This is a genomic window from Brevibacillus sp. DP1.3A (genome assembly GCF_013284245.2).
Classification (GTDB): Bacteria; Bacillota; Bacilli; order Brevibacillales; family Brevibacillaceae; genus Brevibacillus.
Window position 1 is genome coordinate 1,738,995 of record NZ_CP085876.1, and the last position, 24,498, is coordinate 1,763,492.

Genomic DNA, 24,498 nt, shown 5'->3' on the forward strand with positions numbered 1-24,498 from the left:
GGTACAACCGAGGAGGAACCAGCATGATCGTAAGAGAGGCACTCAAAAGCAGAAGAGCCGTGCGTAACTATATTCCAAAAGAAGTAGAAACAGAGAAGATCCAGGCGCTGTTAGATTGCGCAGTGCTAGCCCCGAACGACCGCTTGCGTCAGCCGTGGCATTTTTATGTGATCAGAGGAGAAGCAAAGCTGCGGTTCGAGGAAATCGCGAAGGAATTTTTGCTGGAGCGTTTTCCGACCAAGCCGAATCTCGTGCAGGATTCCTTAGCTGTCCTAGAAAAAACACCACTCGTCATTGTCGCGACTGCTGATGTGATTCCAGGGGATGAAGCATCCTCAGAAGATAACGAATACGCGGTTTGCTGCGCGATTCACTCTATGTGGCTGGCAGCGAAGGAACTGGGACTGGGTATGGTATGGCGCACGAGAGGAATCGGTTTGGTTCGCGACGAGCGCTTGCTGCAATTCCTCGGATCGCCTGAAAATAAAAAGGTCGTGGGTACACTATTCATTGGCTATCCCGAGGCAGATGCTCCAGAGACGAGTCGGGTAGCAGCGGAAGAAAAGACGACCTGGTTATAATCGATAGCATAGCAATCCAGAAGAAGCCTCCTATTACATCTGTCCTTTATCATAAAGTCAAGAAGCACCATCACTTTTTGGAAGCGGAGGACTATTGATGAATCAGCAAGTAACGGATTATATCCAAAACATAACCAATGGATCTCAGGTAGAAGTGTGCAATCGGATTCGCCAGCTCATCCATGAAAACATCCCGAATGTAGAAGAGCAGGTGAAGTATAAACAAGCTTTTTATTCCATTCAGGGCAAGCAGGCATGTGTGTATTTTCCGGCAAAGGACTGGATTAACGTAACACTGTTTCAAGCGGCGAATTTGGATGCTCCAGCTGGCTTTTTTGAGAAGTCTGATCATGCTGACCGGAAGTCCATCAAAATACGGAACGGAAAAGAATTTGATTTTGATGTTCTTGCAGGCCTATTCAAAAAATTGGGTGAAGCACAGTAGTTGTTTGCAACTAAGTCCCTCCATCCACGTATAAATGGGTAAGGTTAGACCGTACATATCGAGGGGAGCTGTTTCATTATGTTTGGAAAGCTTGCGGCAGATGCACTTGGTTTGAGCAATGTGGGAATCGTGGTAAAACCAGCAGATTACGATAAGGTGGACGCTGATGATTACATCATGCACGAGGACCATGAGAAAATTTATTTTTTGATCAAATCAAAGTCCGATGAGTACTGCTTCACCAATCTGGGGCTGGTTCATCTGGATGGAACGAGTGCCACCAGCAAAAAACGAATGCTGCGCCGCTATTCCTACTATACACACCCGATCTCTGACGTGTATCTGGAAACAGCCGGAACCGTCGATTTGGATGTAGAAATCAAGTTCACCATGGGCAATGAGCACTATTCGATCGATGTCAACAAAAAGCATTTGGAGGAGCTAAAAGACCTCTACAAAGCCCTTGTGAAGATCGCATCGATTATGCACGATAACGAACTTGCGCTTCAGCATGCAAAAGAAAGCCTCCACGTTGCCCAAAGCACACTCGGCCGCGTAACAGGCCAGCAAGCAGACGTAGCTTCACAATTCAAGTCCATCAACCAATACACCTTCGATTGGCTGGAAGACGTTCGATACAAGTATGTCGTTAAAGACTTTGGTAAAGTCTTTGAAAAATATATTCATAACTAAAAAGTAGTAATGAAGAAAAAAGAGCCTCTTTAAAGAGGCTCTTTTTGTATTCAAGCGAAATCTTTGGCACGCCTTCCTCCCGACCACTACAGCAAGTTAACTAAGCTCTATCGAGCTTTACTCCTTGTGCAAAAGCTTGCCGATCTTGAGCGCCAGCTGGATTTGAAGCAGCTCCTCCGAGTTTTTCAAATCCATGTTCAAAATCTCTTTGATCTTCTCGATCCGGTAAATAAACGTATTGCGGTGAATGAACATCGCTTTCGCCGCTTCACTGACGTTTTGATTGTACAGAAAGTAATTGTCCAAGGTCACCATGAGGCTCGTGCCGAACTCTTGATCATGCTCGTACAGCTTCCCCAGACGCTTCAAAAAGAAGTCTTCCAGTTCAATGTCCTTAATGTTGGAATCCAGGAAATGATAGACGGAGTAATCATCGAAATGGGAGACGTCGCCCTTGCTGTTGAACTTCTGCATCAGGCGGATCGCTTCATGGGCTTCGGAAAAACTCTTATGCAGCGAAGCGATGTTTTTATACTGACGACCGACCCCAATAAAGAACAAGGTTTTCTTGATTTTATCCACGAGAGCGCTGTACAGCTCATTGGCGAATTGCTTCGCTTCACTTACAGACACCACAGGGCGATGTTCATTTTGTCCAATGAGAATGATGATCCGATTGTTCCGATAAAAGCAGGTGATTTCTCCAGGGGCTTTGCTCGAATGGTCATAGACGAGATCGACGCATTTTTTTGCGATCCGATCCAGCTCATACTTGCGATCAATTATATCCTCCAAATTTTCCAGCTCAACCGGCTCGATATTAATAACCATACAAAAATACATGTAGCTCGATTGCAGTCCGTGCAGATCACATAAGGTTTGCAGAGAGTCAGCCGAAGTGATTTTACCTGTGAGTAAGTCATCGAAAAAGTCTTGTCTGATCTTCAGCTTCACTTCCTCGATTTCCCTCGCCTTGATCCGCTCCAGCGCCACGATGGTGGACGCCTGTTCCAACACAATGTAGTCAAATTCAGTAAGCTCCCAAATGGTTTGCCAGACGACGATGTATCCGTAGATGTGATTGGCCACAGCAACGGGTAGAATCCTGCATTTAACCTCATAATCTTTCGCATGGTAGATACGCTTGATCGATTTTTTGATCTGGCTAATATTTTTCGGGACGGACTCGGTGAAGTCCCGGGTAAAAACAGGTCTGTTTTTGCTTAAGGTCAGGCAGGAGTCAAGCGGAATCGGATTGTGCCAGATTTCCGTGTAATGAAGCAGATGCCAGTCCTGATCCAGAATAAGGATCGGATTGTTGATCGTCTCAGACAGCTCGGAGGCAATGCGATCCAGTCCGCCACCTTCCAGTGCAATGCGAAACAGGGCGTTGTGCATGTCCAATGTTTTGCGGTTCAACAAATCATAACGCCCAGAGGCTTTTTCGTTAATAATGGCAATCACTTTAGACAACGTGTATTCAAAAGGTAGGGCCAAAAGCGGGAGCCCATACTTGTTGGCATGATCAATCATGTTTTGCGGGATTTGATCGAAATAGCGATGCATCTTGATAACGAGCCCGGAGCAGTTGATTTCCGCCAGTTCTTTGATGATTTTATTTTGTAATTCAGGATTGTCTTTGAAAATATACCCGGTGGAGAGCAGCAATTCGTTGGAAGACAGCCAGTCAAAAGCATCCGGGTTTTCCATAATATTGACGATGGAGATAATGTTGTTGATGCCTTGCTCTCCGGCGATGATTTTGATGCCGTCTATGGATTGAATGGTAAGCAAATCTTTGATGGTCAGCACCCTGTTCACTCCTTTGCCACAAAGGGATTCCTCTAATTGTGCAATGTGCACAAGTGAACCTCAATTTTTTTAGTTTCCATACACAATGACGATTCCATCCACCCTGTCTAAAATAATGATGTAAGTACGTGGTGCTTGTCTAATTGTTTTTTAAAAGAGCAAGCACCGAGCCAATCTTGGCGTGTTGTTCAATCACGAGATCATGGAGGGCTTACTATGACAGACAAAAGCGTAGTACAAGCATTTCTCGAGGCAGCGGCTGAGGGGAATATCGAAGCACTGAAAAAGCATCTGGAGCAGGGCGTAGATATTAACGCAAGAAACAGACAAAAGCGTACAGCGATTCTGACTGCTGCCATGAACGACAAATTGGAAGCGGTATCGTTTTTGGTAGAAGCGGGTGCAGATGTAGATTTGCAGGATGAGACATGCTTCAACCCGTTCTTGTTCGGTTGCATCAACGGCAAGCTGGAGCTCGTCAAAATGATGATCAAGGCAGGAACAAATCTGGAGCTGTTGACTCGTTTTGGTGGAGTAGGGATTACCCCAGCGTCCGAAAAAGGTCATGTGGACATCGTACGTGAGCTCGTAACGACGACTGACATCAATGTAAACCATACCAACTTTGTGGGCTGGACACCACTCATCGAAGCAATCATCTTAGGTGATGGCGGTGAAAAGCAACAAACGATCATCAAGCTGTTGATTGAGCATGGCTGCAATGTGCACATGGTAGATAAATACGGCGTAACACCGCTTGAGCTTGCGAGAAGAAAAGGCTACACCGAGATCGAAAACATTTTGCTGGAAGCAGGAGCAAAGTAAAACGTCCCATGTACATCCAGGCGTTGTCTGGCGATGCTGGTTTCCTTGAGCGTTTGGCAAGAGCAAACTTTAGCGGGACCGTACACAGTATTTTTGAGCGAACGATCAATCTGACATGCAGCGAAAACGGGGAATTGTACACCATTGGCAACCATCAGCTAGACAATGCACCGAACACGCTCATCATTGATGTAAAGGGCTTTTCAGAGCTGGGGCTGTTCGTTAACGCTCCGGTCATTACGGAAGATAGCACGCTCGTTATTGGAGCGGATTTGCGAATATGGACTCAGCAAGCAACAAAGTGGGAAGGTGAGCTTCCTTCCTATCCTTGTGACATAGAAGGCGTAGATGTATTGCGCAGAAATGTGGCGTTCACGAAAAACTACGTGGACGTATACGGCAAGATGGGGGGCATGAAAATGTCCTCCCAACCTGCCAGTCCGTTTGAGAAAGAGATGTCCCGTATGCTGATCCAGCGTGCAGGCATGCTATCCGACGATCTGGCGAACAACCGCATAGAGTCAGCTACTCAGCATGCGATAAGTCTTATCGGACTGGGGCCGGGGTTAACACCCTCAGGCGACGATTTTTTAGTGGGATTGTGCAGTGTATACAAAATGCAAAACATTTCCTCTTGTTTGTCATGCCCATTTTTCGATGAAATCGTCCGTTCGTCTCAAGCATTAACGAACGAAATCAGTGCGATCACGCTGAAAAAAGCAGCCCATGGACAAGTAAGAGAGTCGCTAAATGACTTACTTTCATGCATGGTGTCCGGCTCCATGGCAGAGCTTGTCCCTGCTTTAGACAAAATCATCGGGATCGGCTCGTCGTCGGGGACGGATATCCTGCTTGGCATCCTATGTGGTTTGGAACGAAATCTAGAAGCTGGAGGTAATGTATGTCTACCAAAGTCGTAATCAAGCAAAGCACGTATTTTGACTCGGTATCCCTGATGTCTCTATCTACAAAAGCGAATCAAATTGAAGGTGTCGAACAAGCGGTTATCGCGATGGGCACCGACATGAACAAAGAGGTATTGAAAAACGTTGGTTTGCTCACACCTGAGCTGGAAGCAGCGAAAACGAGCGACTTGATGATCGTGGTGAAGGCGGCGACAGACGAGCTGTGCGAGAGCGCTCTCATCGCCATCGAAGAACTGTTCAAGAAAAAAGGCGGCAGCAAATCTGCAACAGAGATCAAATACTCCACGATTGATTCAGCGGCAGCTAGCATTCCAGAGGCAAACCTCGCTGTCATCTCGGTAAACGGTGCATTCGCAGCGAGAGAAGCGAGAAAAGCATTGGAAAACGATCTGCACGTCATGCTGTTCAGCGACAACGTGAGCATCGAGGAAGAGATCGCCCTCAAACAATTCGCGCATGAAAAAGGTCTGTTGATGATGGGACCTGACTGCGGTACAGCGATTATCGGCAATGTGGCACTGTGCTTCGGAAACGCTGTGAGAAAAGGCAACATCGGGATCGTAGGTGCATCTGGTACAGGTAGCCAAGAGGTGAGCGTGCGTATTCACGACTTCGGCGGCGGTATCACGCAGCTGATCGGTACAGGTGGTCGCGACCTCTCCGAGCAAGTCGGCGGCATCATGATGCTCGACGGAATCAAAGCACTGGAAGAGGATGATGCGACAAAGGTCATCGTGCTCATTTCCAAGCCACCAGCACCAAGTGTACAGAAAAAAGTGTTGGCGCAAGTGAAAAGCTGCAAAAAACCTGTGGTTGTGTACTTCATTGGTGGAGAAGAAACGCCAGTTCTGGAAGCAGGCGGACATTTTGCCAAGACGAGCAAGGAAGCAGCCATCAAAGCAGTTGTGCTGGCTGGTACCAACGAAGACGAGCTTAACAAGCGCGCACTCAACTGGCCGCTGATTGAAGAAGTGCGGGCAAAGCTGACACCTGAACAAAAATACGTTCGCGGGCTGTTCTGCGGCGGTACGCTGTGCGACGAAGCAATGTACCTCGCGATGGACAAGTATGAAGACGTATACAGCAACATCCAAAAGAAAGCGGACTACAAGCTGAAAAACATCCATGAGAGCAAGGCTCACACTTTCCTCGACATGGGTGATGACGACTTTACAAATGGCAAGCCGCACCCGATGATCGATCCTTCCACGCGCATCGCGAGATTTTTGGAAGAAGCAAAAGATCCTTCCGTCGGCGTCATTCTCATGGACTTCATCCTGGGCTTTGGTTCCCACGAAGATCCAGTAGGCGTGATGCTGCCTGCAATCATGGAAGCAAAAGCACGGGCTGCCAAAGAAGGCAGACATTTGGAAATCCTGGGTTACGTGCTGGGTACCGACCTCGATACACCGAACTTCGATGAGCAAGTGAAGAAGCTGATGGATGCAGGCGTAACGATTGCGAGCAGCAGTACGAACGCAGGTCTTCTGGCTAGAGAATTTGTCGCGAAAGGGGAATAATCATGAGCAAAATCAACGAGCTGTTTAACGGAAAAATTCATGCGATCAACGTAGGGATCGAGTTTTTCAAAGACGATATCATCAAGCAAAATGCCAATGCTTCTCATCTGGATTGGAAGCCACCAGGCGGCGGAAAGCCTGAGCTGATCAACGCTCTCGACAGACTGGAAAACGCTGCTGTTGCAGAGAAAATTGCTGCGGCAAACAAGCTGGCGGTAGAGCGCATCATCAACTCCCAGCCGATGCTCGTCGGCTTCGACCAAGCGATCAATGTGGTACCAGGCATGACGAAAACGACGATTCTGCACGCTGGTCCGCCGATCACTTGGGACAAAATGTGCGGCTCAATGAAAGGTGCTGTAACTGGAGCAATCGTATTCGAGGGCTTGGCAAAAGACATCGAGGAAGCTGAACAGGTAGCTGCTTCTGGCGCAATCACGTTCTCTCCATGCCACGAACACAACTGCGTAGGCTCCATGGCAGGTGTGACATCCGCTTCGATGTTCATGCATGTGGTGAAAAACAAGACGTACGGAAACGTCGCTTACACCAACCTCAGTGAGCAAATGGCTAAAATTTTGCGCATGGGTGCCAACGATGAAAGCGTCATCGCCCGTCTGAACTGGATGCGCGATGTATTGGGACCAATGCTGCGTGATGCGATGAAAATTGCTGGCGAAATCGATCTGCGTCTCATGCTGGCGCAAGCGCTGCACATGGGTGATGAATGCCACAACCGCAATAACGCAGGAACGAGCCTGTTGATTCAAGCGCTGACTCCGTACATTTTGGAGACAGATTTCACAAAAGAACAGAAGCGCGAAGTATTCGACTTCGTCGCAAGCAGCGACTACTTCTCCGGCCCGACATGGATGGCTCTGTGCAAATGCGCACTTGACGCAGCGCACGGAATCGAGAACAGCACAATTGTCACCACGATGGCGCGTAATGGCGTTGAGTTCGGTATCCGTGTAAGCGGTATGGCTGGCAACACATGGTTTACTGGACCAGCACAAAAGGTTATCGGTCCGATGTTTGCAGGCTACAAGCCAGAGGATTCCGGTTTGGATATCGGAGACAGTGCGATCACCGAAACATATGGGATCGGTGGCTTCGCGATGGCGGCAGCTCCAGCGATTGTTGCACTCGTAGGTGGAACAGTTGAAGAAGCCATCGGATTCTCCACCACGATGAAGGAAATTACGACAGCAGAAAATCCAAACGTCACGATTCCTCTCCTGGACTTCCAAGGTGTCGCAACAGGAATCGATATTCGACAGGTGATCCAAACAGGTATTCTGCCGATTATCAACACAGCGATTGCGCATAAAGACGCAGGTATCGGCATGATCGGTGCGGGTATTACGTATCCGCCAATGGAAGCTTTTGAAAAGGCATTGCTCGCAGTGACAGAAACGATTAGCTAATAGCTTTTCATCCTAGGTGACTCAGCTTTCGCAGCAAATGAAGGTTGCGAAAGCTGGGTTGAATGAGGAAGGTGAATGAACATGGGACAGGCAAACGTAAAGGAATCATATGAAGAATTCAAGTCCTATGGATACGCGGACGATATTTTGCCAAAGACTTCCGAAAATCGAGATTGGGGCACCTTTAACTACGTAACTGTGTGGATGGGCGCTGTGCATAATCTCATGTCATACATGACGGTAGCCGGATTCTTTGTCCTTGGATTATCCGTTCCGCAAGTCTTGTGGGCAGTCATGATTGCTGCCTTGATTGTCTCGGCGGGCTATGTGTTGAATGGCTATGCGGGACAGAAGTATGGGATTGGCTATTCGATGCTGTTGCGCAGCTCCTTTGGTGTAAAAGGCTCGATCATTCCTGCTATATGTCGTGGGCTTATCGCTGGGGTTGTGTTTTTTGGGACAAAAACAATTATTGGCGCACAATCCTTCAATGTCATTTTTGAGAAAATCTTCCCTGGCTATATGAATATGGTTCCAGGCTTTGATTTTCTCGGATTAGATTTCCCGACGATGCTTTCTTATGTGATCCTTTGGGTCATTACGGTTGGATTGTTTTTAGGTGGAATGAAAATTCTCAGTCTGTTTAGTAAATGGTCTTCACCGATCATCTATATTTTTATCGTGGGTGCAGCGATTTGGGCGATCAGTGTTGCTGGCGGATTTGGTCCGATTTTTGCCTATACTCCTGCCAAACCGATGGAAAATTGGCTTGTGTTTATCGCATGTGTAAGTGCATTGGTATCGAACTGGGGTGGCCCGATTGTAAATATTGCAGACCTTACGCAACGGGCAAAACACCCGAAGGCTCCGATGATTGGTCTGCCGCTTGGAATGATTGCATCCTACATCCTGTTTGGAATTACGTGTGTAGGATTGTTGGTTGGAACGCAAATCGCGTTTGGCATCACAGACTTTAATGTAGTCGTTGCCATTAATCAAATTGGGAATCCTGTTGCCGTCATTATCTTGTTGCTGGCACTGAATATAGGTTCGACGAGCTATGTTGTGTTTGGGAATTTGCTTCCATCTGGATTGCAAATGACAGCACTTCTTCCGAAAATGTTTACAGTGAAATCAGCGGCTATCTTAACAGCTGTATTGGGGACTGTCATTTTACCTTGGAAGCTGGTGAATGGCACAGCAGCACTGTATATGTTCTATAGCTTTATCGGCTCCATGTACGGTCCTATCACAGGGATTATGCTGGTTAGCTTCTTCATTGAAAGAAAAAGAAAGCTGGATTTATCTGGCATCTACGTAAAACCAGGTGAAAACGGAGAATACAAAAACGGCTTTAATATGGTGGCATGCGGCGTATTGATCGTCAGCTTCTTGATTACGCTATCCGGCTCTTTCTTGCCAAATGTGCCACTATTGGCAAACATCAGCAAGTCAGCATTCCTCAGCGGGTCGATCATATCCGGCGTTTTATATGCGCTGTGCTATAAATGGAACAAACCAAGCACGATCACGCAGAGTGAAACAGCTGCAAAAGTATCTTAACAAAGGGAGAAGTGCCCAGTGGAAAAACTCGTTATTGTTGCTATCGGCGGCAACTCATTAGTGAAGGATAATGGTCGTAACACGATTCAAGACCAGTATGAAGCGGTATGTGAAACCGCGGCAAATATAGCAGATATGGTGCAAGAAGGTTACAACGTTGTCGTTACTCATGGCAATGGACCGCAGGTTGGATTTGCTTTGCAAAGATGCGAAATCGCCAATGAAGTGTCCGGAATGCCCACGATCCCGCTGGTCAATTGCGTGGCGGATACACAGGGGGGAATCGGCTACCAAATTCAGCAGGCACTCACTAACGAATTCGCCAAAAGAGGAATCAACAAAAAAGTGGCGAGCGTCATCACACAGGTAGAAGTCAGCAAGGATGATCCGAACTTCGAAAATCCAACGAAGCCAGTCGGCTCCTTCTTCACGCTAGAGCAGGCGGAAGAGATGCGCAAAGAGCATCCGGATTGGGTATTTATCGAGGATTCCGGTCGCGGCTACAGAAGAGTGGTTCCTTCCCCTAAGCCAATCGACATCGTGGAAAAAGACGCAATCAAATCGTTGATCGAAGCGGGATATGTGGTAGTCGCTGTTGGCGGCGGTGGTATTCCGGTTGTGAAAACGGGCGAAAATACGTACGATGGGATTGATGCTGTCATCGACAAAGATTTTGCCACCAGCTTGCTGGCAGAGCAAATCGATGCACAGACATTGATCATTACGACAGGTGTTCCGCAGGTATGCATTAACTTCGGCAAGCCGAATCAAAAGGCGTTGGAGCGCATCACGGTAGAGGAAACGAAGCAATACGTTCGTGAAGAGCACTTCGCAAAAGGCAGCATGCTGCCAAAAATCGAGGCAAGCCTGAGCTTCTTGGAGAAAAACGGGTCAAGCGTGATCATTACGAACCCGGAGAGCTTAAAGGATGCGATTACGAACAAAGCAGGGACACACATCGTAAAATAAACGCCTCTTGAGGGAGGATGCAAGTCGATGGATTACATGAAGCTGGCAGTGGAAAAAACGATGGAAGGCATGAACAACAAGCTCGGGGGACCTTTTGGAGCAGCTGTCGTGAAAGGGGACGAAATCATCGCCGTATGCAGCAATCGCATGATGGCAGATATGGACCCGTCCCAGCACGCAGAGATGGTAGCCATTCGCGAAGCGTGCAAGACGCTGGGCACGATGGACCTGACAGGCTGCGAAATTTACGCGACATGCGAGCCTTGCCCGATGTGCGTGGGCGCTATCATCTGGTCCGGCATCAAGGTCGTTCATTACTGCTCGACTGCAGAGGATGCGCATGAGAACGGTTTTTCGGATAAGCATCTTCGCGACTTTTTTTCCGGTAAGGATCAGAGTGTTTTGAACATGATCAAGGTCGAGAAGCGTGAGGACTGCGATCAGTTGTTTACGCACTTTCACAGGCTGAACAAAGAGTAGTAGGTAACTAAATAGCAGACAAGAAACACGGAAGTTCGGAGCATGAAAAAAGGGCCTTATATGGGCCCTTTTTCTCTTTGTTATTTTCCCTAAATTCAACAGTAGTTGAACAAAGCTACTACCCCCTCTTCGACGAATGGCGAGTTTCTCGAAAGCATTATATTTACCTCTAGACATGAAAAAGCTCCCCTCACAATAGCAAGCTTTTTATTATTTCGCCTGTCTACCGTATGGGGAGCATATCAGACTTGAAAATAAAGTCTTAGTCTGCCGCTGTTTTATATTGAGATATCGATCCCGTTATGTCGCACGTCATGCGAGGACTAATCATCTGTTTGTGCTTGAGCCGCAAGCTTCCGTAGCTACCCGCGTATTTGTTTGTACAGCGAGGCAGCCCCTTTGAATTTTCCGTGCATCCTGACGGCCGTGTTTGGATCCTTCCTCAATTTTAAAACAGAGGCTGACACATGGGTATACACAACCGTTGTCTTCACGTCCCTGTGTCCTAGCAACTCTTGAACTGCCCCGATGTCGTAGCCAGCTTCCAAACAATGGCGAACAACCGACGGAACATTGTGGCAGCTCGGTTGCCCGAAGGCGCATAGAGCCGCAACCTTTTGGAAATAGTAATGTCATGTCCTGAACCACGGTTCTAAGGACGTCATCACATACAGATTTCCTTCAACGATAAAGGATATTTATGCCCAAAGCGTGGAAAATAGCATCGAAATCAGTGCAAATGCTGATCGTTCCGGTAACAAAGATAACTTGACCCTCTTTTTGGAGAACAAGAACGAAGGAGTCAATCTGTTAAAGAGTAAACTAGCGATGGTCCCGATTCCGTCATCCACAGAATTCAACGCTAAACATTTATCAGGGTAACAACTCTGTGGAAGATGTGTTTATCGCTGTGACTTGCGGGAAATGACAGAGGAGGTTTCTGCAAAGCCTGAACCGCAAGCTGCGCTGACTTGCGGGTCAGGTTGTTTTCGATACGGAGTGATTAACATAAGTGAAAAGGTGGTAATAGGAGTATGGGAACATCGAGTAGGAACAACAGACGCTGGCAAAAGCCGGCGCTGGCATTTTTGGTGCTTGTCGCTTCCGTCGCTCTGGTTGTGTTTCTGCGCCAGGGGGGCTTGGCGCCGCAAAATCGACTAAGCCTGCCCGAACCAGACCGGAACACTCCCGGAGACGTGACGCTGATGGCGGACACGGTCCGTATTCATGACATCCAGGGTGCGGCTCACCGATCGCCGCTTGAAGGGGCCGCGGTGAGCAACGTGGAAGGTATCGTGACAGCAGTGGTGAAGAACGGAAACAGCGTAACAGGCTTTTACATGCAGGACACCCAGCCGGACAGCGATCCCCGCACGTCGGAAGGGATCTTTGTCTATGAACCAAATGTCCAGGTGAACGAGGGTGACAGGGTAAAGGTATCGGGCACCGTGAAGGAATACGTGAGCAGTAACAGGCAAGCGACGGATCTCACACTGACCGAGATTGATGCGTCAGCAATCAGCGTCACGGTGAATGGCCAGCCTCTTCCAGCACCTCTCGTTCTGGGTGAAGGAGCGTACCGCTACCCCTCGACCGTGATTGATAATGACAGATTTGCCCGTTTTGATCCCGAAGAAGACGGAATCGATTTCTGGGAAAGCGTGGAAGGGATGCTGGTGCAAGTAAAAAACCCGCGAGTGGTGGGGGAATCGAAGAGGTTTGCCAACCCGCCCAGTGTGGAGTTTGTCATCATTGACGACCAGGCGAATCCGGGAAAGGTACGTACCCCATCAGGAGGCATCATCATTGCGGAAGACAACTACAATCCGGAGCGCATAACCGTTGCCAACAAACTGACGGGCGAGGCGCCTATCGCAAAAGTTGGCGACAGGCTGGCAGAACCAGTTGTGGGTGTGATCGATTACAGCATTGCCAACTACAAGCTTTACAACACCAAGCCGCTGCAGCTGATCGACGGAGGATACCAACCGTTTGAGACAACGATTGAACCCGCGACAGATCAATTGACGATCGCGTCCTATAACATCGAGAATTTTTCAAGGGTCTCCGATTTGGAAAAGGTTAAGCGAATCGCCGCCTCTTTGGTACACAACCTGAAGAAGCCCGACATCGTCGGAGTGATTGAGATGCAGGACAATGACGGTCCGGCGGACACAGGCGTGACGGATGCCAGACTGTCCGCGCAGGTGTTGATCGATGAAGTGTCCCGGCAAGGAGGCCCCGCCTACCGCTATGTGGACATCGCTCCCGTGAACAACAACGACGGAGGACAGCTGGGGGGCAACATCCGTGTCGGATTCCTTTACAATCCAGAGCGTGTCCGTCTGGCGGACCGTCCTGCCGGGAATGCAAATACCGCCGTTCATGTAGTAACAGAGCAAGGCGTAGCTCATCTATCCCACAATCCAGGACGAATTGACCCGGGCAACGTGGCGTTCGAAAAAAGCCGCAAGCCGCTCGCCGCTGAGTTTTTGTTCCGCGGCAAACAGGTGATCGTGATTGCCAACCACTTCAATTCCAAAGGAGGAGATAGCGGCCTTTTCGGTTCCCAACAGCCCCCTGTGCTGACCAGCGAGGCGCAACGTGTGAAAATCGCCCAGGAGGTAAATGGATTCGTCAGGGAAATCAAGGCTGCCGACCCGGACGCCAACGTGGTGGTACTTGGGGACCTGAACGACTTCTCCTTCTCCAAGCCGATCCTTACACTAAAGGAAGAAGTACTGGTCAACATGGTGGAACAACTGCCTGCAAGGGAGCAATACACCTACGTGTACGATGGCAACTCGCAGGCCCTGGACCACATCCTCGTCAGTCGTCATCTGGTCGACAACACGAAGGTCGATATCGTGAACATCAACTCCGAATTTACGGAAGAGCACGGACGGGCAAGCGACCACGACCCTGTCCTAGTTAAGATCGACCTGCTCCACTGATCGACGAGGAGGGTATAGATATATTGCCTTTCGTAATGTAAGCAATCTAATATATTCCAGATAAAGGCCGTCCTTGTTCATTGAATGTAAGAATAGAGTAGGCGCATGCACATACATGCGCCTACTACTTGACTTCACTAGCGTAGGGATAATAGTCCGGCAAAGGTTTAAGTAACACGAAGCACCTTTCCAAGGATGACTGGGAGTCGTTGCTGGACGTTTGGAATTACTTAGAAGTAGTTAGGAGTTGATAAGCATGAGCTGGGAAAACGTAAGGCAGCAAATGATTAGTATTGCAAAGCAGGAATTCGAAGTGACGTGGAATAAAGGGACTAAAAAGGAAAATGATATGCATGCTCGGATACGTGAATATTGGCAACAAGGCGTTTATAAAAGTGTATCGGTTCAGAATATATAACAATCCCAGGAAGCGCTTGGAGTGCTACCTTTATCTCGTGGGTTGTCACTCAGGCAGGCGGAGGCGATCGTTTTGGCAAGGTGCATGACGAACCAAATTATCGGAATGAATTCGACAAGCCGGCCGCTCATTGGCGCTATACTGCGCCCGCCAATTAACCGACAAACGAGTAGTGCAATTAATCCCTTCTTGGCTTTCGCTATTGATGAGGTGACACCGCAAGAAGGTGATATTGTAGTAAAGAGTAGAAATGGCAGCGGTGCGACGTGGAACGACTTTATTTCTAAAGAGACGCATGGTGACATTGTCATTGATGTGAGCCCTACTGATATAACAGTCATCGGCGGAAACGTATCAGATACTGTTAAGCAAAAAACTTTCCCTCTCAATGATAATGGATTTGTCAATTCAACGGGTGGAGCAAACTCTCATTTCGCAATTGTCCGGATCAATGTATAGCTGGTCAGTGGTTCTCAGGAGGTTCAACTATTTTTGTACTTTGCTGGATCGCGCCTGAATAACAGGATAATTACTGGAGGCCTAAAAAGGGACCATACTGGTTCCTATTTTTATTAAGCCAACTAATTCTACATAATGATAATTATGGATAATAAACAATGATTATTTTCTACAGAATATTTACGGTTAACACTATATGGCGTAGTGTTAGTTAGTTTTTACTCTAAATCGGTCTAATACTTTAATTCATAGTCTACAACTTTATTTTCACGGAACAATACGCGCTTGAATTTCGATCAACAACACTTTATCCTTTTCAACAACAAGACGGTGAACGGCGGTGCATAGCATGATTGGCGGAAAGAAAATAGGGATCGGGCTGATGCTCGGAGTGATTCTGCTCATGACTATTGGCATGTCGATCCCCAGCGAGGTACATCAGGAAAAAGTCATTCGCATCGCAGGGGACAATAATTTTCCGCCCTTCGAGTATTTTGCCCAGACTGGCGTTTACAGCGGCTTTAATGTAGACATCATAAACGCCATTTCGATTGAGACGGGGATGCGAATTGAATTCGTGCCCTTGCCCTGGAATGTAGCTCTCGATGCCTTGCGAAACGGACATGTCGATGCCGTGCAAGGAATGAAATACAGTCCTGCGCGTGACAAGCTGTACGATTTCTCAGCTCCATACTTTTTAAGCTCCCAGGGGATATTCGTGCGAACAGACAATGTGCACATCTTCGGGATCGGAGACCTGACTGGTCGGAGGGTCGCCATCCAAAAAGCAGACATCGCGGCTGATCTTTTCCTTGAGCTTCAAAATACCAGCTTCATCGAGACAGACAGTCAGGAAGAAGCTGTGCAATTGCTCCTCGATGGAAAGGTAGACGCGTTTGTCGGGAATCGCATCACGGGGCAGTACTTCCTGCAAAAAAACAACCAGCAATCCCAAATCAAAATCGTAGGCGACCCGATCGATCCAACTGATTACGGAGTCGCGGTTCTTCCTAATAACGTGCAGCTACTGACTGAGATCAACAAGGCTATCACCAAGATCAAACAAAACGGAACATATGACAAAATCGAACGAAAATGGTTCGGACAGTACATCAGACCCAACACGCCTAACTTGGAGCGCCTTCGCCTCTATCTAGAGTGGGGCTCCGGCATTGGCCTACTGATCGTCCTCGGGATATTATGGTGGAATCGCATGTTGAAAAAGGAAGTGCAGAGAAGAACCTCCCAGATCCACGAAATCAATCGGGAGCTGAAAGAAAAAATGGCGCTGCTCGAGGAGAATCTGCAATTTCAACAGCAGCTGCTCAACAGCACCTACAGCTTTTATGTCACACTCACCCAGCACGGCCGCATTTTTTTGATGAATCGAAAAGCAGTCGACTTTCTCGACGTCGATCACCATTTAACTGGCCTTCCCCTGAGCGAAACGATTCTTGCAGAGTTTATTCCCAATAATCAGGTCGAGGATGTCCTAATGCAGGGCAGTACGTATCTGGAGCAGGAGATCGTTTGGGAAAGGGAACGAGACGGGCAAGGCCAGCGGCTGATTATCCGCTACAATATTTTTCCGATTATTTCTCCTGCAAAGGAAATCACAGGAGCCATCATCAACTTTCATGACGTGACCAAGCAAAAGGACATGGAAAAGAAGCTGGAGAGCGAAAACAGATTGCGTTCGTTAGGGCAATTGATTTTGGGGATTGCACACGAAATCCGCAACCCCCTGACCTCTATTCTCACCTATACCCAGCTTTTGCCGACCAAATTTGATAACCCGAAATTTCGGAATTTCTTCGCGCAGCAGGTGCCTGGCGAAATCCTGCGCCTGAATGATCTCGTGAATGATCTGTTGGAGTACGCCCGGCCAAAACCGCCGCATCCAGCCCGTTTCCGTGTCGCTGACCTGATGGAAGCGGTCCTTGCGCTGTGCAGCCAGAAGATCAAAGAGAAAAAGGTTCAGGTGTCACTCAGCCTTCCCCCTCACTTGTGTATCGAGGCTGACGTCAACCAAACCAAGCAGATTTGGATCAATGTCGTGCTCAACGCCATAGAATCGATGGACGCGCAAGGCAAATTGAATATTCGCGGATTTACAGAGGGGCAGATGGTCGTCGTCGAAGTAGAAGACAATGGGCATGGCATGTCACCCGAAGACAAGTACCGCATTTTCGAGCCCTTCTTCAGTACCAAAGCAAATGGGGTAGGTCTCGGACTCTCGATCACCTATCAATTAGTCAAAGAAAATGGAGGGGCCATCGACCTGCACAGTCAGCCTGGTCTCGGCACCACCATGATTATTCGCTTGCCGATGCCACAGCAAGAAACAGAAGGGAAGGACTCTTATGCACCATCTGTTAGTCATTGATGATGAACCTGCCATCTGTCAGTCACTTGAATTTGCCTTGGAGGAAAAGTATCTCGTCAATACCTTCACTGACCCAGAAGCGGCGATGCCTTTCCTCCAGCAGGTAGAGATCGCTCTCGTCCTACTCGATTTAAAAATCGGGGCTCATGACGGAACAGAAGTGCTCAAGGAAATCAAACGGCTGTCACCGGATACCGTAGTGATCATGATGACTGCCTTCGGAAGCATCTCTTCGTCCGTGGAAGCCATGCGGCACGGTGCCTTCTACTATTTGACCAAACCCTTGATGATGGACGAGCTGGACATTTTGCTATCCAAAGCAGAAGAATTGTACCAGCTGCAAACGCGTGTCAAATGGCTAAGCGAAGAGCTGGATAAGCTGTCCGACAGCTACGGTCTAATCGGAAACAGCAAAGCCATGCAACAAATCCTTGATCTGATCGACAAGGTCAAAGACATTGACTCCAGTGTGTTAATCAACGGCGAAAGCGGAACAGGCAAGGAGCTGGTCGCCCGCGCGATCCACTACCAAGGACCACGCAGAAACAAGCGGTTTCAGGCAGTCAACTGCGCAGCTATTCCCGATAATTTGTTGGAATCCGAGCTGTTTGGATATGAAAAAGGGGCTTTTACCGGAGCTATGCAGAGCAAGCCTGGGCAGTTCGTGCTAGCTGATGGCGGCACGATCTTTCTCGATGAAATCGGGGAAATGGATATGTCCCTGCAAAGCAAGCTACTGCGGGTCATCCAGGAACGAACCGTGACCCCGCTGGGAGGCCTGGAAGAGAAATCAATCGACGTGCGGATCATCGCGGCGACCAATCGAGACCTTTGGAAGGAAGTCAAAGCAAACCGTTTTCGCGAGGACTTGTACTATCGGCTCAACGTCATCCCGATCCAGCTCGCTCCTCTGCGCGAACGAGAAGGGGACGTGCCGCTGCTCGTGCATTCCTTTATCAAAAAAATTAGCGAACGAATGGGCAAGCCGATCGACGGTATCTCGCAGGAAGCGCTGCAAGTGATGGAAAGCTACGATTTTCCCGGCAACATCAGAGAGCTACAAAACATCGTAGAACGGGCGATTGCCTTGACGAGCTCATCCCTGATCGAAAAGCGAGATTTACCAAAGGAACTACAAGGGACGCAGCCTAAGCAGGTCACGAGCAAGCAAAAGCTGATCCCTGTCTATGTGGGGGATACGCTGGAGCAGATCGAAAAAAGGGTCATCCTGCACACCCTCGCCAATCAGGAAGGAAATCGCCGTAAAACAGCGCAAATGCTGGATATGGGCGAGCGAACCTTGCGGGATAAGCTGAAAAAATACCAAGATGAACAAGTAGAGGAATAGACGAGGCGGCAGAAATGGCCGGCGGCAATTTTCGCAGGGCGGCGGATTTTGCCGCCTTTTTTGTATTTACAAAAGACTCTCGTAACTCATAGCAAACGACCTGAGAATGGCGTTAGACAGCCCTCGTTTGCTATTGCTTCTACTTTTCCTCTTCGATTTCTCACTTGGCACGATATTTGAATATAGATAATATTCGAAATTACTAAAAATATATTTAATAGGGGGTCTACAACATGAAGGGATTTCGTAAGGGACTGTTCTCTCTGTGTGCACTGCTGGTCACCGGGGCTTTGATCGCTGGCTGTGGTGCCAAGCCTACAGAGCAGACAGCTGCGTCGGGCAATGGTAGTCAAGCTGCAGCACCAACAGATGAAGTGCTGCAAAAGATCAAAGACACCAAAACCTTGTTGGTAGGAACGGACGCTACTTTCCAGCCGTTCGAATACAAGAATGCACAGAACGAATATGAAGGCTTTGACATCGAACTTGTGAAAGCGATCGCATCTGAGCTGGGCGCGGAGAAAGTCGAATTCGTAGACACCGACTTCAAAGGCCTGATTCCAGGACTGCAAGGCAAGAAGTTCGATATGATCGTATCCGCGATGTACATCACGGATGAGCGCAAACAAACCATCGACTTCTCCCAGCCGTATTATCCAGGCGGTTTGACTATCATGGTGCAAAACGGAAATGACACGATCAAAGGTGCTGATGATTTGAAAGGCAAAAAAGTAGCCGTCCAAATCGGTACCAAGTCTGCCAAATTCCTGAAAGAGAAATACCCAGAAGTAAAACTCGTGGAAGTCGAGAAAAACGTAGAAATGTTCCTCGAGCTGGAAAGCAATCGCGTAGACGCTGTTGTTACTGGAATGCCTGCTGCCAAGGTGTACGCAAAGCAGAGCCAAAAGGTAAAAGTTCTCGATGTTGAGCTGACGCAAGAATACTACGGTTACGGTGTACGCAAGGAAAACAAAGAATTTGTAGCTGCTCTCGACAAGGCACTGAAAACCTTGAAAGAAAACGGCAAGCAGGAAGAAATCGTTAAAAAATGGTTTGGTGAATAACAACATCAGGAGGTGCACCAATGGCGCTTGATTTTATGGTAATTTTTGAAGACAACAATTTATATGCGCTTCTGGAAGGGCTATGGGTTACGGTTTCGATGACTTTCATGGCACTGATTCTAAGTGCGGTTCTGGGTCTGATCATTGGTCTCGGAAGGATGTCCAAGCAAAAATGGATATCTATACTCTGCTCCTTTTATCTGGCATGGTTTCGCGGAACTCCGCTGTTGGTGCAGCTCATGATTCTCTACTATGGCTTGGCGATCGGCTTGCAAGTGGATTTGAGTGCATCTGTAGCCGGGGTGCTGGGACTCGGGATGTACAGCGCCGCTTACGTATCGGAAATCGTGCGCGGAGCGATTCAATCGATTGATAAAGGACAAATGGAAGCAGGACGCTCTCTCGGGATGAGTCATTTCCACACCATGGTGAAGGTTATTTTGCCGCAAGCTGTACGCCGCATGCTGCCGCCGCTGTGCAATGAATTCATCGCGTTGACCAAGAACTCTTCGCTTCTGTCCGTCATTACGGTGTCTGAATTGATGCGCGCAGGCAATCTGATCGTATCGAACAATTTCCGTTACTTTGAGATCTACATCGGCATCGCTCTTCTGTACTTCCTCGTCAACTACTCCATCTCGGTCGGCATCGGCCGTCTGGAACGCAAATTGAGTGTAGAGGGGGCGCGTGCCTGATGATATCCGTCAAACGAATCCACAAATCGTATGGAAGCCTGCATGTCCTAAAAGATGTGAGCCTCAATGTTAGTCAAGGCGAAGTCGTGGTAATGATCGGGCCAAGCGGTTCTGGAAAAAGCACGTTGCTGCGCTGCATGAATTACCTGGAGCAGATTCAAGAAGGCTCGATTGAGATCGAAGGAAAGCCGATCGGATTGATTCAAAAGGACGGAAAGCTCGTGGAAATGCCCCAGAAAGAGCTGGACAAGGTTCGCGCTGAGGTAGGTATGGTGTTTCAAAACTTCAATTTGTTCCCTCATGTGAACGTGCTTGAGAACGTCATGATGGCCCCGATGACTGTGAAAAAAACAAAGCGGGAGGAAATCGAGAAACAGGCACGCGAGCTGCTGCGCAAGGTCGGACTTGCTGAAAAGGCAGATATGTATCCGGACCAATTGTCAGGCGGACAAAAACAGCGTGTGGCCATCGCTCGCGCCTTGGCAATGAAGCCGAAAGTAATGCTGTTTGACGAGCCTACCTCAGCCCTCGATCCTGAATTGGTAGGGGAAGTGCTGGCCGTCATGAAACAGCTGGCTGCAGAAGGGATGACCATGGTGGTCGTCACTCACGAGATGAGCTTTGCCCGAGAGGTAGCTGATCGCGTAGTCGTGATGGACGGCGGTACGTTGATTGAAGACGGGCCACCGGAGAAGATCTTCTCCTCACCTGACCAACCTCGAACACAGGCATTCCTGAGCAAGGTCTTATCGCACTAGACAAAAGGAGGACTCTACATGCTTTCGTAATTGACCCAACCTCCATTCCGGTTTACCCAGGGAAAAGGATACCCCTATGTCACCCGTTTGTTTGAATGGGTCGAGCAGACCTTTCAACCGGGCGAAGCCTATGATTTTGCGGTCATTGGAGTACCTCTCTCGAAAAGCTCCATCAGCTTTTCCGGAGCGCATGCCCACCCGCTGCTATTCCGGCAGCTGCATAGCTCATTTACCACCTACAATGATGAGGATATCGATCTATCCAGCACGCGTGCTGTCGATCTTGGCGATGTCGCCATGCATGTTACTCACATTGCCTGCTGCCAGAAAAACATCGAATCCGCTCTCGAGGAAATCACCAACGCCTGGTAACACGGGCGTTGGTGATTTGTGCGAGGGGGAAGTGTTGTGTGATAACATGGGAAATATTGCTGAGTCATTCTGTAGAGAAAAAATTACATTGGCGTATTTGGGAAGGGGAGAAGGAAATGTCCACGATCGAACAGATTACCGAGCATATCTTGATTATGCATGCAAGTCATGACACGGATCGCCCCATCCTAGCAGCCATTACGGGGGCAAGAAAAACCCTCTTGATTGATGCTGGAAATTCACCGGCGCATGCCGCGTTGTTTCGTCAGGAGTTGCAAAGGCTAGGCGTTCGTCTTCCAGATCTGCTCATACTGACTCATTGGCACTGGGATCATACATTCGGAATGTCAGCATGGGATCTACCTACTATCGCGCAGGCAAAAACCGCACATTCATTGAGCAAACTGATGGGGCTGGAATGGTCGGATGAAGTCATGGAACAGCTCTGTAAGGAGAAGATCATCAATGCCAGCACGATGGCGAACATCAAAAAAGAGTACGGAATGAACCGGGACTTGATCCGAATAGTCGAGCCGGATATCCTATTCGATGAATCGATCACGATCGACCTTGGTGGCGTGACATGTCAGGTGAACCTTGTCGGAGGAGATCATTCGGAAGATTCGTGCTATGTGTACGTAAAAGAGGATCAAACGCTGTTCCTGGGAGATGCCTTGGGTCCCTCTGTCTATGGCGGGCCGCGCAGTTATACAGCCTCCCGTTTTCTGCGCGTGTTGAAGCAAGCGTACCAGTCTGAAGCAATCCTTTTCGTGGAATCGCACGGCCGGCCATTGGATCGAGCTGCCTTTCAAAAAGAGCTCAGTGATTGGGAGAAGCTAGCTCTGCTCACAGAGCAATACGGGCAAAACAGAGAACGGATCGTAAGCGAGATGTGTACCTTCCTCCAGGTGTCAGAGCTTCCTCGTGAATTTTCAGAAGCTCTCGAATGGTTCATGGTCGGGGCTGCCTACCAAGGATCCGATACCTACTAAAACCCCTACAACCGCAACTTCACGGCGAAGATCGACACCGTGAAGCTGCGGTTTTTTGCATAGCCGAATACGTGCAATGTCCTGACGGTATTCGAAACTAAGGGGGTAAAGCTAATCCAAAATAAAAATTCTATTTATGCTAGCGTAGGGGTAAATTGATAGTAAGGTATATTATTAGCAATATTGTACAAACTGATAATAGATACGGAATTGCAGATGTGTTTCCTATAACCAACGGCTGGTTAAGCCATACACAAGTAGTTAGGCCATTTGATTTCGTTCGTGACCCGTAAATCTTATTGAATTATGGGTTTTTTCATGCTCAAATTTGTAGCTGGTTTCCATACTCCAAGTTGCTGCAAAGTCGTTTGTAAAGAAGGAGCAAACACAGAGTCTCATTTTCATTTCGCGACATATCAAAATAGTTGATGTAACAAACCAGGACAAGATATCTTTCTTGAGAGCATTGTGGGGCACCGTGGGTAGTGGAAAGAGAAACGAATCATCCGATTTATCCTGAGTCATTCAAATTTGTGATAATATAAGAAAAATATAAGACGTAATACTAATGACTAGACAGCAAGTGAAAAGAAATCTATTTTCTGCTAGAGCTTCTTTTAAACTAGAGGTGGCATCATGTTAAAACGTTTATTTGTTTCAGGATACAAGGCTCACGAACTTGGCATTTTCAATGAAAAAAATCCGGGGTTAGCCATTATTAAGAAAGCACTGAAGCGGGAACTCGTAAGATTCCTTGAGGAAGAATTGGAATGGGTCATCGTATCAGGTCAACTCGGGGTAGAAATGTGGGCAGCCGAAATTGTTCTGGAATTGAAAAAGGAGTATCCACACCTAAAACTGGCGATTATTACTCCGTTTTTGAATCAAGAGGAAAAGTGGAAAGAAGAGACCCAGGATTACTACCGAAATATTGTGATGCAAGCCGACTATATCAATAGTGTCTATCAAACACCTTACCAGGGAGTTTGGCAGCTTGGAGAGAAAGACAAATTCTTGTTATCCAATTCAGACGGTATCTTGTTAGTTTACGATGAAGAAAACGAAGGCTCACCGAAATTTCTAAGTAAGCTCGCCGCAAAAAAAACGGATATGGGCGATTATCAGTTATTTCGAATTAACGCATATGACTTACAGACCATTGCAGAGGAACAGCAGCAAGAATTATACAATGACTAGTTTTAAACAAAGAAGCTAGCTATGAAAAGCTGGTTTTTATTCTTGGATGGTCGCTCCCGTTTGTCAAACAATCATATTTATGCCACAACCTATCAACAAAAGGGGACCTGTCGGGGTCCCTTTTGTTATTCCAGATAGATGCCAGAAAGCCAAATTATCCGCTGTCAACCACTTGGAATTCCTACTTATTTTTCCTCGATCAATTACATAAGACAAGTCACTTCTACTCAAATTTCTTTGCTCAAATGCTGACCAATGTGTTCATATTACACGTTCAAAGATTAATTGCAATTAAGTTATGAAGAGTATTGTTTTTATTAAGTTATAGACTAAATACCTAATTGTTCAATACGGAAAATATGCCATTATTCCCATTCGTGATATTAGCAAGTAATGATATCATGTTTACTCATAATAAAATATGGAAAGTGAGGCAGTAATTGTGAAGAGAATCGCATTTGGTTAACAACAATAGTGAATCCTGTGTTTTTAGGCATTAGTCAGTGCTGCTCAATTCGGGTAGACAGTAGATTCAGTTGTAACAAAAGGCCTAACAAATTGATTTGGTAAGAGGGTACATTACAGCGAAGTTACATATTCGAGTAGGTGAATTT

Annotated in this window: 23 protein-coding genes and 1 pseudogene; 22 read left to right on the top strand and 2 right to left on the bottom strand. The window is 47.7% G+C overall.

From position 1 onward, the window contains the following. Window positions 1-23 precede the first annotated feature (23 nt). The 3 genes from HP399_RS08115 (at window position 24) to HP399_RS08125 (ending at window position 1,719) form a co-directional block, all read left to right on the top strand. Window positions 24-581 (top strand): nitroreductase family protein, encoded by a 558-nt coding sequence (locus HP399_RS08115; protein WP_173618786.1) that lies wholly within the window; start codon window positions 24-26, stop codon window positions 579-581. Window positions 582-678: 97 nt separating this feature from the next. After that, window positions 679-1,026, top strand: coding sequence for a DUF1801 domain-containing protein (locus HP399_RS08120; protein ID WP_173618785.1), 348 nt, complete (start codon window positions 679-681; stop codon window positions 1,024-1,026). Window positions 1,027-1,104: 78 nt separating this feature from the next. Continuing rightward, on the top strand, window positions 1,105-1,719 hold the full coding sequence (locus tag HP399_RS08125) for a PH domain-containing protein (RefSeq protein ID WP_173618784.1): 615 nt from the start codon (window positions 1,105-1,107) through the stop codon (window positions 1,717-1,719). Window positions 1,720-1,836: 117 nt separating this feature from the next. Here HP399_RS08125 and HP399_RS08130 read toward each other — a convergent pair whose 3' ends face one another. Next, a complete protein-coding gene (locus HP399_RS08130; protein WP_173618783.1) occupies window positions 1,837-3,531 on the bottom strand; it encodes a PucR family transcriptional regulator in 1,695 nt (564 codons plus the stop codon). A gap of 216 nt (window positions 3,532-3,747) precedes the next feature. On the opposite strand from HP399_RS08130, the gene HP399_RS08135 reads away from it, so the two are divergent. The 7 genes from HP399_RS08135 (at window position 3,748) to HP399_RS08165 (ending at window position 11,241) form a co-directional block, all read left to right on the top strand. After that, window positions 3,748-4,356 carry an ankyrin repeat domain-containing protein gene (locus HP399_RS08135; protein WP_064202704.1) on the top strand — a complete coding sequence of 203 codons (609 nt, stop codon included), beginning with the start codon at window positions 3,748-3,750 and terminating at the stop codon, window positions 4,354-4,356. Between the two features lie 8 nt (window positions 4,357-4,364). Further along, window positions 4,365-5,276, top strand: coding sequence for an oxamate carbamoyltransferase subunit AllH family protein (locus tag HP399_RS08140; RefSeq protein ID WP_173618782.1), 912 nt, complete (start codon window positions 4,365-4,367; stop codon window positions 5,274-5,276). Next, window positions 5,258-6,802: an acyl-CoA synthetase FdrA gene (fdrA, locus tag HP399_RS08145; RefSeq protein WP_173618781.1), complete on the top strand. Its 1,545-nt coding sequence runs from the start codon at window positions 5,258-5,260 to the stop codon at window positions 6,800-6,802. Before HP399_RS08140 ends, fdrA begins: the two co-directional genes overlap by 19 nt. Window positions 6,803-6,804: 2 nt before the next feature. Then, complete coding sequence (locus HP399_RS08150; RefSeq protein ID WP_007726589.1) at window positions 6,805-8,229, top strand: YlbE family protein; 1,425 nt, start codon at window positions 6,805-6,807, stop codon at window positions 8,227-8,229. Between the two features lie 81 nt (window positions 8,230-8,310). Then, window positions 8,311-9,792, top strand: a complete 1,482-nt coding sequence (locus tag HP399_RS08155) for a cytosine permease (RefSeq protein ID WP_173618858.1) — start codon at window positions 8,311-8,313, stop codon at window positions 9,790-9,792. Window positions 9,793-9,810: 18 nt separating this feature from the next. After that, window positions 9,811-10,761 (top strand): carbamate kinase, encoded by a 951-nt coding sequence (gene arcC, locus HP399_RS08160; RefSeq protein WP_106655556.1) that lies wholly within the window; start codon window positions 9,811-9,813, stop codon window positions 10,759-10,761. 27 nt (window positions 10,762-10,788) lie between these two features. Next, window positions 10,789-11,241, top strand: coding sequence for a nucleoside deaminase (locus HP399_RS08165; protein ID WP_173618780.1), 453 nt, complete (start codon window positions 10,789-10,791; stop codon window positions 11,239-11,241). 362 nt (window positions 11,242-11,603) lie between these two features. On the opposite strand, the pseudogene HP399_RS08170 reads toward HP399_RS08165, so the two are convergent. Beyond that, a pseudogene (locus HP399_RS08170) lies at window positions 11,604-11,792 on the bottom strand (tyrosine-type recombinase/integrase); the annotation flags it as partial. Window positions 11,793-12,275: 483 nt separating this feature from the next. Between HP399_RS08170 and HP399_RS08175 the strand changes: the two are divergent. From HP399_RS08175 to HP399_RS08225, 12 genes are all read left to right on the top strand, one after another. Further along, entirely contained in the window at window positions 12,276-14,195 is a 1,920-nt protein-coding gene (locus HP399_RS08175) for an endonuclease/exonuclease/phosphatase family protein (RefSeq protein WP_173618779.1), read from the top strand. A gap of 256 nt (window positions 14,196-14,451) precedes the next feature. Continuing rightward, entirely contained in the window at window positions 14,452-14,613 is a 162-nt protein-coding gene (locus tag HP399_RS08180) for a hypothetical protein (RefSeq protein ID WP_228088479.1), read from the top strand. A 2-nt stretch (window positions 14,614-14,615) separates the two neighbouring features. Beyond that, complete coding sequence (locus HP399_RS31120; protein ID WP_370642734.1) at window positions 14,616-14,771, top strand: DUF2272 domain-containing protein; 156 nt, start codon at window positions 14,616-14,618, stop codon at window positions 14,769-14,771. Beyond that, window positions 14,698-15,072: a DUF2272 domain-containing protein gene (locus tag HP399_RS08185; RefSeq protein WP_255653941.1), complete on the top strand. Its 375-nt coding sequence runs from the start codon at window positions 14,698-14,700 to the stop codon at window positions 15,070-15,072. Before HP399_RS31120 ends, HP399_RS08185 begins: the two co-directional genes overlap by 74 nt. A gap of 349 nt (window positions 15,073-15,421) precedes the next feature. After that, on the top strand, window positions 15,422-17,458 hold the full coding sequence (locus HP399_RS08190) for a transporter substrate-binding domain-containing protein (protein WP_173618857.1): 2,037 nt from the start codon (window positions 15,422-15,424) through the stop codon (window positions 17,456-17,458). Further along, window positions 17,436-18,806, top strand: a complete 1,371-nt coding sequence (locus tag HP399_RS08195; protein ID WP_173618778.1) for a sigma-54-dependent transcriptional regulator — start codon at window positions 17,436-17,438, stop codon at window positions 18,804-18,806. Before HP399_RS08190 ends, HP399_RS08195 begins: the two co-directional genes overlap by 23 nt. Window positions 18,807-19,039: 233 nt before the next feature. Further along, window positions 19,040-19,870, top strand: coding sequence for a transporter substrate-binding domain-containing protein (locus HP399_RS08200; protein ID WP_173618777.1), 831 nt, complete (start codon window positions 19,040-19,042; stop codon window positions 19,868-19,870). 20 nt (window positions 19,871-19,890) lie between these two features. After that, the gene (locus tag HP399_RS08205) at window positions 19,891-20,565 is read left to right on the top strand and encodes an amino acid ABC transporter permease (RefSeq protein WP_173618776.1); all 675 of its coding nucleotides are present in this window, start codon (window positions 19,891-19,893) and stop codon (window positions 20,563-20,565) included. Beyond that, complete coding sequence (locus tag HP399_RS08210; RefSeq protein ID WP_173618775.1) at window positions 20,565-21,323, top strand: amino acid ABC transporter ATP-binding protein; 759 nt, start codon at window positions 20,565-20,567, stop codon at window positions 21,321-21,323. The genes HP399_RS08205 and HP399_RS08210 overlap by 1 nt, the downstream gene beginning before the upstream one ends. 87 nt (window positions 21,324-21,410) lie before the next feature. After that, entirely contained in the window at window positions 21,411-21,695 is a 285-nt protein-coding gene (locus HP399_RS08215) for an arginase family protein (protein ID WP_228088480.1), read from the top strand. Window positions 21,696-21,733: 38 nt separating this feature from the next. Continuing rightward, the gene (locus HP399_RS08220; protein ID WP_228088481.1) at window positions 21,734-22,687 is read left to right on the top strand and encodes an MBL fold metallo-hydrolase; all 954 of its coding nucleotides are present in this window, start codon (window positions 21,734-21,736) and stop codon (window positions 22,685-22,687) included. 636 nt (window positions 22,688-23,323) lie between these two features. Next, window positions 23,324-23,884, top strand: coding sequence for an SLOG family protein (locus HP399_RS08225; RefSeq protein ID WP_173618773.1), 561 nt, complete (start codon window positions 23,324-23,326; stop codon window positions 23,882-23,884). Window positions 23,885-24,498 lie beyond the last annotated feature (614 nt).

Bases quoted from the DNA above. Each gene is read 5' to 3' on its own strand.
- HP399_RS08205 (WP_173618776.1), top strand. From the start codon at position 19,891: ATGGCGCTTGATTTTATGGTAATTTTTGAAGACAACAATTTATATGCG.
- HP399_RS08185 (WP_255653941.1), top strand. From the start codon at position 14,698: ATGACGAACCAAATTATCGGAATGAATTCGACAAGCCGGCCGCTCATT.
- HP399_RS08155 (WP_173618858.1), top strand. From the start codon at position 8,311: ATGGGACAGGCAAACGTAAAGGAATCATATGAAGAATTCAAGTCCTAT.
- HP399_RS08150 (WP_007726589.1), top strand. From the start codon at position 6,805: ATGAGCAAAATCAACGAGCTGTTTAACGGAAAAATTCATGCGATCAAC.
- HP399_RS08135 (WP_064202704.1), top strand. From the start codon at position 3,748: ATGACAGACAAAAGCGTAGTACAAGCATTTCTCGAGGCAGCGGCTGAG.
- fdrA (WP_173618781.1), top strand. From the start codon at position 5,258: ATGTCTACCAAAGTCGTAATCAAGCAAAGCACGTATTTTGACTCGGTA.
- HP399_RS08180 (WP_228088479.1), top strand. From the start codon at position 14,452: ATGAGCTGGGAAAACGTAAGGCAGCAAATGATTAGTATTGCAAAGCAG.
- HP399_RS08195 (WP_173618778.1), top strand. From the start codon at position 17,436: ATGCACCATCTGTTAGTCATTGATGATGAACCTGCCATCTGTCAGTCA.
- HP399_RS08165 (WP_173618780.1), top strand. From the start codon at position 10,789: ATGGATTACATGAAGCTGGCAGTGGAAAAAACGATGGAAGGCATGAAC.
- HP399_RS08140 (WP_173618782.1), top strand. From the start codon at position 4,365: ATGTACATCCAGGCGTTGTCTGGCGATGCTGGTTTCCTTGAGCGTTTG.
- HP399_RS08190 (WP_173618857.1), top strand. From the start codon at position 15,422: ATGATTGGCGGAAAGAAAATAGGGATCGGGCTGATGCTCGGAGTGATT.
- HP399_RS08210 (WP_173618775.1), top strand. From the start codon at position 20,565: ATGATATCCGTCAAACGAATCCACAAATCGTATGGAAGCCTGCATGTC.
- HP399_RS08200 (WP_173618777.1), top strand. From the start codon at position 19,040: ATGAAGGGATTTCGTAAGGGACTGTTCTCTCTGTGTGCACTGCTGGTC.
- HP399_RS08175 (WP_173618779.1), top strand. From the start codon at position 12,276: ATGGGAACATCGAGTAGGAACAACAGACGCTGGCAAAAGCCGGCGCTG.
- HP399_RS08125 (WP_173618784.1), top strand. From the start codon at position 1,105: ATGTTTGGAAAGCTTGCGGCAGATGCACTTGGTTTGAGCAATGTGGGA.
- HP399_RS08225 (WP_173618773.1), top strand. From the start codon at position 23,324: ATGTTAAAACGTTTATTTGTTTCAGGATACAAGGCTCACGAACTTGGC.
- HP399_RS08120 (WP_173618785.1), top strand. From the start codon at position 679: ATGAATCAGCAAGTAACGGATTATATCCAAAACATAACCAATGGATCT.
- HP399_RS08115 (WP_173618786.1), top strand. From the start codon at position 24: ATGATCGTAAGAGAGGCACTCAAAAGCAGAAGAGCCGTGCGTAACTAT.